The sequence below is a fragment of the Streptomyces sp. SID3212 genome, assembly GCF_009865405.1.
In the GTDB taxonomy this organism is placed as follows: domain Bacteria; phylum Actinomycetota; class Actinomycetes; order Streptomycetales; family Streptomycetaceae; genus Streptomyces.
Map to the genome: position 1 here is coordinate 1 of NZ_WWJY01000940.1, position 8,529 is coordinate 8,529.

An 8,529-nucleotide genomic window follows, 5' to 3' on the forward strand; every position below is an offset into this window, starting at 1 on the left:
CGGCAACCCCGCCGGTCGCGGCGATCCCGCCGGTGGTGGCGATCCCGCCCGTGGCGGCGGCCGGGCCGGTCGCGGTGCCCGGGTGGCTGGCCGAGGTGTTCGAGGCGGTGGCGGGTGTCCCGCGCGAGGAGCTGGAGCCGACCGCGTCCTTCGCCGAACTCGGCGTCGAGTCCGTCATGTTGGCGGAACTGGTGGTACGGATCGAGCAGCGCACCGGACGGCCGCTGGAACCGGCGGCGCTGCTGGAGCACGACACGCCACAGGCACTCGCGGCCCATCTGGCGCGCACGCTCCCGGCGATGGTCGCCGAACCGGCGGTTGGGCAAGGTGCGGCGCTCATGGACGGACCAGCGGACGAACCGGGTGGCACGGGCGGACCGGACGGATCGGGCGGCACAGGCGGACCAGACGGATCGAGTGGCACGGGCGGACCGGGCGGACCGGGTGGCACGGCCGGACCCGACGGCCCCACGCCCGCCCCGGGCGAAGTCGGCATCGCCGTCGTCGGAATGGCCTGCCGGTTCCCCGGCGCCCCCGGCCTCACCGCGTTCTGGGAGCAACTGACCGCCGGGACGGACGCCGTCACCGAAGTGCCGCCCGGCCGCTGGGACACCGCACGCCTCTACCGTCCCACGTACGAACCCGGCCGCAGCGTCAGCCGGTGGGGAGGGTTCCTCGACGGGATCGAGGACTTCGACGCCGACTACTTCGGCATGAGCGCGGAGGAGGCCACCGGCCTCGACCCGGCGGTGCGGCTCTTCCTGGAGGGCGCGGAGGGCGCCGTACGGGAGGCGGGCTACCGGGACGAGGAACTGGCCGGGCGCCCGATCGGGGTCTTCGCCGGCGCCCGGATGTCGGGATACCGGCACCGGGCCGGAGCCGGCGGTACGACGGGACTCGGCGGGGACCAGAACTTCATCGCGGCCCGGGTCGCCCACCAGTACGACCTGCACGGCCCCGCCATGGTGGTGGACAGCGCCTGCTCCTCCGCCCTGGTCGCCGTCCAGCTCGCCTGCCGCAGCCTGCTGGCGGGGGAGTCCGAACTGGCCCTGGCCGGTGCCGTGGAAGTACTCCTCGACGAAGAGCCCTATCTGGAGTTCAGCGCCGCCAAGGCACTCTCCCCGGCGGGCCGCTGCCGCACCTTCGACGAGCGGGCGGACGGGTTCGTACCCGGCGAGGGCTGCGGGGTGCTGCTGCTGAAGCGGCTCGACGCGGCGCTCCGCGACGGCGACCGTGTCCACGCCGTCATCCACGCGGTGGCGGTCAACAACGACGGCAGGACGATGGGTCTGACGACGCCCAATCCCAAGGCTCAGGCGACCGTGGTGCGCCGGGCGCTGGCCGATGCCGGGGTGCGGCCCGCCGAGATCGGCATGATCGAGGCGCACGGCACCGCGACGCTGATCGGCGACCCGATCGAACTCCGGGCCCTGACGGAAGCGTTCCAGGAAGGTAGGGACGTCACGGACGTCACGGATGTTACGGACGTGGCCGACGCAACGGAGGCGACCGGCCGCTGCGCGATCGGCAGCGTGAAGTCCAACCTGGGTCACCTGCTCAGCGCGGCCGGGATCGCCGGACTGATCAAGGCACTGCTGGCGGTGGAGCACGCGGCGATCCCGCCCACTCTCGGCTGCGACCGCCCCAACCCGCGCTTCGATCTCAGCACGTCACCGTTCCGCGTGAACACCGAGCTCTCGTCCTGGCCGGCCGGAGTCCGCCGGATCGCCGGTGTCAGCGCCTTCGGGCTCGGCGGCACCAACGCCCACGCGATCGTCGGCGAACTCGACCCGGGACGGCGGGCACGGTACCGCCCGACCCGCCGGCCCCTGCCCGAACCGGAGTTCAAGAGGCGCCGGTACTGGCTGGAGCGCGAGCAGGGCGGCCCGCTTGAGGCCGGCCCCCTCAAGACATCTCAGGGCGGGCCACCGCCCGAGCCGCCTCAGGGCGGGCCGCCGCTCAGGAGTGCCGGCGGCCCGAACGGTACCGGCCGGGACGACGATCCCGGACCGGTGGTCTCGATTCTCGACCTCCGATTCGCCGGCGACGACGAACCGGTCCCAGCACTCGGGCGAAGGGGAGCACGACCGTGACGGACCGACCGATCGAGTGTCGCGTGGTACTGACCGACACCGACTTCATCATGCGCAACCACCACGTGCACGGCGTCCCGGTCATGCCCGGCGTGACCTTCCTGGACATCCTGCTGCGGATCCTGCGCAGCCAGGGACTCGACCACGAACGCGCGGTGTTCGGACGGATCCTGTTCACCGAGGCGGTGGCCACCACCGAGGGCATGGACCGCGAGATCCGGATCGCCATCGGTGCGACGGACGGACGGGGAGAGCGGCCGGTGACGGTGGACAGCCGCTGGTCGGCTGTACCAGGTTCGCCCTGGCGGGAGAACTTGACCGCCGTCCTCACCTTCGACGGCGGACCGGGCGGTACGGCGCAGCCGGAGACGATCGACGTGGACGCCCTGCGGGCCGGTGCGGTCCGTACGACCGACATGGCCGAGCTGTACGCCCGCGCCCGGGACGAGGACATCCGGCACGGTCCCGCGATGGCCTGCCACGGCCCGCTGCACATCGGCGACGGCTACCTGCTGGCCGAACTGAGCACCGGCGAGGCCGCCCCCGACGCCGCCGACTTCCATCTGCACCCCGCGCTGCTCGACGCCGCGACCATCGCCGCGTACGGGCAGACCGAGGCGGTCTCGCGCGAGCCGTTCATTCCGATGCATATCGGCCGATTCAGGGCGCCCCGGTCCCTCGGGCGCACGATGTACCTCTACGTGCCGGGCGTCGAGCGCCTGGCGGACTCCGGGGACGTGATCCGCAGCGACTACGGGCTCTACGACGAACAAGGCCTGCTGGCAGCGGAGTTCGGCGCTCTCACCTGCAAGCGCATCCGCCGCCCCGACCTGATCACCCGACTGCTCGACGAGCCGAGGGCGCACACAGGCGTGGCCGTAGACGGGGGCACAGGTGCGGACGCGGGCACAGCCCTCGGCACGGCCATGGGCACGGAGGCGGGCACAGAGGCGGGCACAGAGGCGGGCCGCGCAGCCGACCCGGTCACGGCATACACCGCGCAGGTACGCCGCCTGGTCGGCGACGCGCTCGGCGTGGACCCGGCGGCGGTCGACAGCGGCACGGGCTTCTACGAACTCGGCCTGGACTCCGCCGACCTGGTACGGATCAGCGGACTGCTGGAGGAGGTGGTGGGCAGCCCGCTCTACCCCACGCTCCTGTTCGAGTTCACCCACATCGACAGCCTCGCCACCCACCTTGCGGAGGCCTACCCACAGGGAGCCACCGCACTACGGCCTCCCAGCGCCGAGCCCACCGCGCCGGGTGCGGCTCCTGCCGGGTCTGGCTTTTCGGCCGGGGCGCTGCCGGCTTCTGGTGGGTGGCGTGCCGTGTCCGGTGTGGCCCATGCTGCGTCGGGGTCCGGCCTTTCGGCCGCCGCACTGTCGGCCCACGGTGTGGACCGTTCTGCCGCCTTCGGTGTGGCTCCCGCCAGATCCGACTCTACGGCCGGGGCTTTACAGGCTCCCGTTCCCGAGGCTGCTGCCGGAGCGGCTCTTGCCGGGGCTGATCTTTCGGCTGCGGCTCTGTTGGCTTCTGGTGAGGGGCGTGCCGCGTCCGGTGTGGCCCCTGCCGGGTTTGGCTCTTCGGGCCGGGCGCTGCTGGCTTCTGGTGCCGAGGCTGCTGCGCTCGGAGCGGCTGGTGCCGGGTCTGGTCTTTCGGCTGCGGCTCTGTTGGCTTCCGGTGGAGGTGGAGGGGGTGACGCGTCCGGTACGGCCCCTGCCGCCTCCGGCCTTTCGGCCGCCGCCCTGCCGGCCCATGGTGTGGACCGTTCTGCCGCCTTCGGTACGGCACCCTCCGCGTCGGGCCCCGCCGCCACCGCCCTGTTCCGGCCGTGCTGGTACGAGGCTCCGGCCACGGCCCGCGCCCGGCCGGACGGCGACCTCGTGGTGTTCGCCCCTGACGGTGAGCCGGCCGGCTTCACGGCCGAGTTGGCCGCCCTGGCGGCCGACGCCACGGTCGTCCGGGTCGGCCCGGGACCGGTGTTCGAGCAGGCCGGTGCCGCCGGCTACCGACTCGACGCGACCGATCCCGCCCAGCTGGACCTGCTCTGGTCCGCGCTCGACGCCCGAGGCGTACGCCCGGCCGCCCTGGTCGTCCTCGCCGCTCCGGCCGCGATCACGGAGCCCGACGCGCCCGCCCTGACCCTGCTGCGCCTGGCGAGGTCCCTGACCGGCCGCCCGGCCGCGTACCCGGTACCGGCCATCCTCTTCGTCCACCCCGCCCCGGACGGTGGCGGTGCCCCGGAGCACCTGGCGGTCGGCGCTCTCGCCCGGTGCGTGACGGCCGAGGCTCCCGCCCTGGTCTGCCGGGCGGTCGGAGTGGACCGCTGGACCGCAGACGCGGTCGCGGACGCCGTCCTTGCGGAACTCGCCGTCGGAGAGGGCTGCCCGCAGTCCCGCCACATCGCAGGCCGACGCGAACTGCGAGGCCTGGCGCCCGCCATCGACCCCGCCAGCGCCACCGCCCCCGACCCCGCCACCGCCCCCGGCTTCGACCCGGACTCCGCGCTGACGCTCAAGCGCCACGGCGTCTACGTCGTGACCGGCGGAGGCGGGGCCCTCGCGAGCACCCTCGCGACCCACCTGGCCGCGCGGTACGCCGCCCGGATCGCGCTGATCGGCCGCCGTCCGATGGGCGACGAACTGGCGGCCAGGACCGACACCTGGCGCGCGCTCGGCGCCGAAGTCGCGTACCTGACGGCTGACGTCACCCGCCCGGCGGACGTCGAGGCGGCGCTCGCCCTGGTCCGCGAGCGGTTCGGGCCGCTCGACGGCGTGTTCCACACCGCCGGGGTCACCGCGGACTCCCTGTTCCGCACCAAGCCCGACAACGCGCCCACGGCGGTGGTCCTCCCCAAAGCCCTCGGCGCCCTGAACCTCGACAGGGCGACGGTCGGCGATCCGCTCCACCTGTTCGTGCTGTACTCGTCGCTGTCCGCCTCCCAGGCCACCCCCGGGCAGAGCGACTACGCCTTCGCCAACGCCTGGTTGGAACACTTCGCCGAGGCGCGTTCCGCCCGCGCGGACCGGCCGGGGCGTACCCACGCCATCGGCTGGCCGATGTGGGCGGAGGGAGGCATGCGGCTCACCCCGGACGCGATCGAGCACTCACGGCGCACCCGGGGGACCTGGCCGATGCCCACCCCCGAGGGGCTGGAACTGCTGGAACGTGTCCTGGCCGGCCCCGAGGGGGTGTCGGTGGCGGTGTACGGGTCACCGGACCGCGTCGCCCAGCCCTTCGCGGACGCGGACACGGCCCCGTACCAACAGCCTCGGTACCAACAGCCCCCGAACCAACAGCCCCCGAACCAGCGGCCCCCGGACCAAGCCCCGCACCCACTAACAAAGTTGACCGGCGACGTCCCTCCCGCAGCGGCCACGCCAACCAATGTCACCAGTTCCGCCAAGGCCACCGAGGCGGACGCCATCGCGATCATCGGCCTCGCCGGCCAATACCCGCAGGCCCCCGACCTCGACGTGTTCTGGCGCAATCTCGCCGAGGGCAGGGACTCCGTCACCACCGTCCCCGAGGAACGCTGGGACCACACCGGCTACTTCGCCCCCGAACGAGGCCGCACCGGCTCCACGTACAGCAGATGGGGCGGTTTCCTCGACGGCGTCGACCTCTTCGACCGCGAGTTTTTCGGCATCTCCCGGCGCGACGCCGAGCGGATGGACCCGCAGGAGCGTCTCTTCCTGACCGTCTGCTGGCGCGCCCTGGAGGACGCCGGCCGCCCCGCGCACACCCTTGAGGGCGAGACCGTCGGCGTTTTCGCCGGTGTCATGTGGAACCACTACCAGCTCTTCCAGGACCGAGGCGTGGCGCCGACCGCCATGCACGCGGCCGTCCCGAACCGGGTCTCGTACACCTTCGGCCTGACCGGCCCGAGCATGGCCGTGGACACCGCCTGCTCGTCGTCGCTGACCGCGATCCACCTCGCCGTGGAGAGCCTGCGCCGGGGAGAGACGAGCCTGGCCCTCGCGGGCGGGGTGAACGTCACCGTCCATCCGCAGAAGTATCTCCAGCTCGCGCAGGGGCAGTTCCTCTCCGACGACGGCCGCTGCCGGAGCTTCGGCGCGGGCGCCACCGGCTACGTGCCGGGGGAGGGGGTGGGCGCGGTCCTGCTCAAGCCGTTGCGGCAGGCGCTCGCGGACGGCGACCACATCCATGGCGTCATCCGGGCGTCGGCCGCCAACCACAGCGGGCGCACCAGCGGTTTCACCGTCCCGAGCCCGGACTCGCAGGCCGTGTTGATCCGTACGGCACTGCACCGCTCCGGCGTCGACCCGCGCACGATCGGCTACATCGAGGCCCACGGAACAGGAACCTCGCTCGGTGACCCCGTGGAGATCGAGGGGCTGCGCCAGGCGTTCGCCGGGACCGGCGCGGCGGCGGACGGCGGCGTCGCGGTGGGATCGGTCAAGTCCAACATCGGGCACCTGGAGAGCGCGGCAGGGATCGCCGCCCTGACCAAGGTGCTGCTGCAACTGCGGCACGGCCGCCTCGTCCCGTCCCTGCACTCCCGTGAACTCAACCCGCACCTCGACCTTGCGGGTTCACCGCTGCGTATCCAGCGCGAGGGCGCGGAATGGCCCCGCCCGGCGGACGGTTCCCCTCGCCGGGCCGGGATCAGTGCCTTCGGCGCCGGTGGCGCGGGGGCTCATCTGGTGGTGGAGGGGTACGACGAGGGCGCCCGGCCCACGTCCGGCCCCGGCGGCCCGCTGCTCTTCGTCCTCTCGGCACCGGACCCGGCCGGCCTGCGCGCGTACGCACATGCGCTACGGGCCTACCTCGACGCCGGGCCGGGCCCGGCCCCGGACGAGGGGGCGCGCACCGCCACGCTCGTCCGGCTGTCGGCCGAACTGCTCGGCGTACGCGAGGACCAGGTCGATCCCGACGCCTGGCTCGGCGACCTCGGTCTCGACCCGTCCAGCCTGCTGGAGCTGGCGCGGCGGATCGAGGAGGAACTGGCCTTCGCGGTACCCCCGGACGCCCTCGCCCCGGACGGCTCGCTGCGCCGCATCGCCAAGCTCGCGCCGGCCCGGCCCGCGCCGGGCGCAGGTCCCCGTCCGGTCGACCTCGCCCACACCTTGCAGGTCGGCCGTACGGCGCGGCCCTATCGGCTGGCGATCGTCGCGGACGATCAGGCCACCGCTCCCCACCGCCTGCGGGAAGCACTCGACGCCTTCCTGACCGGCACGCCGCCGGACGACGCGGGGTATGTCACGGGCGGCCCGGACAACCGGACCACCGACGGCACGACGGGCCGCCCCTCACCTGAGGAGTGCGCGGCGCTGTTCCGGCAGGGACGACTGCGGGAGCTGGCCGCCGCGTGGGCGGCGGGCGCCGAGGTGCGCTGGCACGAGATGGGCGGGCGGGACGGCGGCCCCGCAGGGCGGCGGATCCCGCTGCCCACGCACCCGCTGACCGAGGAGAGGTGCTGGCTGGGCCAGTGGCGGGGCGGGCCGAAGGGCCCGGCAGCGGTGGAGGACGGCGGGGGAGAGGCGGGGCGTGTACGGCAGGCGAGGAGCGGGCCCTACATGGCTCCCGACGCGCACGAGGGAGGGCGGACGGCAGGACAGCGCCCCACGAACGACGCCCCGGCCGCCGCCACGAACAACCCGACAAACGCCCCCACGAACAACAACCCTTTGCACGCCCCCACGAACAACCTCACGAACGACCCCGCGGTCGAGACGCGGATCCTCGACCCGGGCATCGCCCTGGTCGTCATGCGGACCAGCAGCAACATGTTCACCGGTGAGACCGTCCGGGGCCTGGAGGCCGCCTTCGCCGAACTGAGCGCGGACGACAACGTCAAGGCCGTGGTGCTGACGGGCGCGGGTCCCGCGTTCAGCATGGGCGGCACGCCCGAGGCCCTGGAACGGCTCGCCGGCGGCCGAGGCAGCTTCACCGATGTGCCCTTCCTCTACGAGGGACTGCTGTCCTGCGACCGCCCGGTGATCGCGGCACTGTCCGGGCACGCGTCCGGAGGCGGCCTGATGTTCGGCCTGCACGCCGACATGGTCCTGATGGCGCGTGAGGGGATGTACGCGGCCAGCTTCCTCAAGTACGGCTTCACCCCCGGCATGGGCGCCACGTACGTCCTGGAGCGCAGGTTCGGGCGGTCGCTGGCCACCGAGATGTTCTACACCGGCAGGCCGTTCAGCGGCGCCGAACTGGAACGGCGCGGTGCCCAGGTCACCTTCCTGCCCCGCGACGAGGTACTCCCTGCCGCCCTGGACCTGGCCCGGACGATCGCGTCCCGACCGACCCAGCCGGTACGGGCCCTGAAACGCGAACTGGCCGACCGCACGCTCGGCGAACTGAACGCCGTGATCGCCCGCGAGGCCGCCCTGCACCGCCGGATACTGGGCAAGGACGCGCTGACCCGGGTGCAGAACCACACGGCAAAGGTACGAGGCTACGCCCACCC

At 73.4% G+C, this 8,529-nt stretch carries 2 protein-coding genes; both read left to right on the plus strand.

What is annotated here, in order from left to right; translation table 11 throughout:
* The coding region (locus tag GT042_RS28030) for a beta-ketoacyl synthase N-terminal-like domain-containing protein (RefSeq protein WP_272925766.1) at window positions 1-2,093 on the plus strand (2,093 nt) is incomplete at its 5' end.
* Window positions 2,090-8,529, plus strand: a 6,440-nt coding sequence (locus GT042_RS28035; RefSeq protein WP_161311504.1) for an SDR family NAD(P)-dependent oxidoreductase, incomplete at its 3' end; no start/stop codon positions are given. The genes GT042_RS28030 and GT042_RS28035, both read left to right, overlap by 4 nt.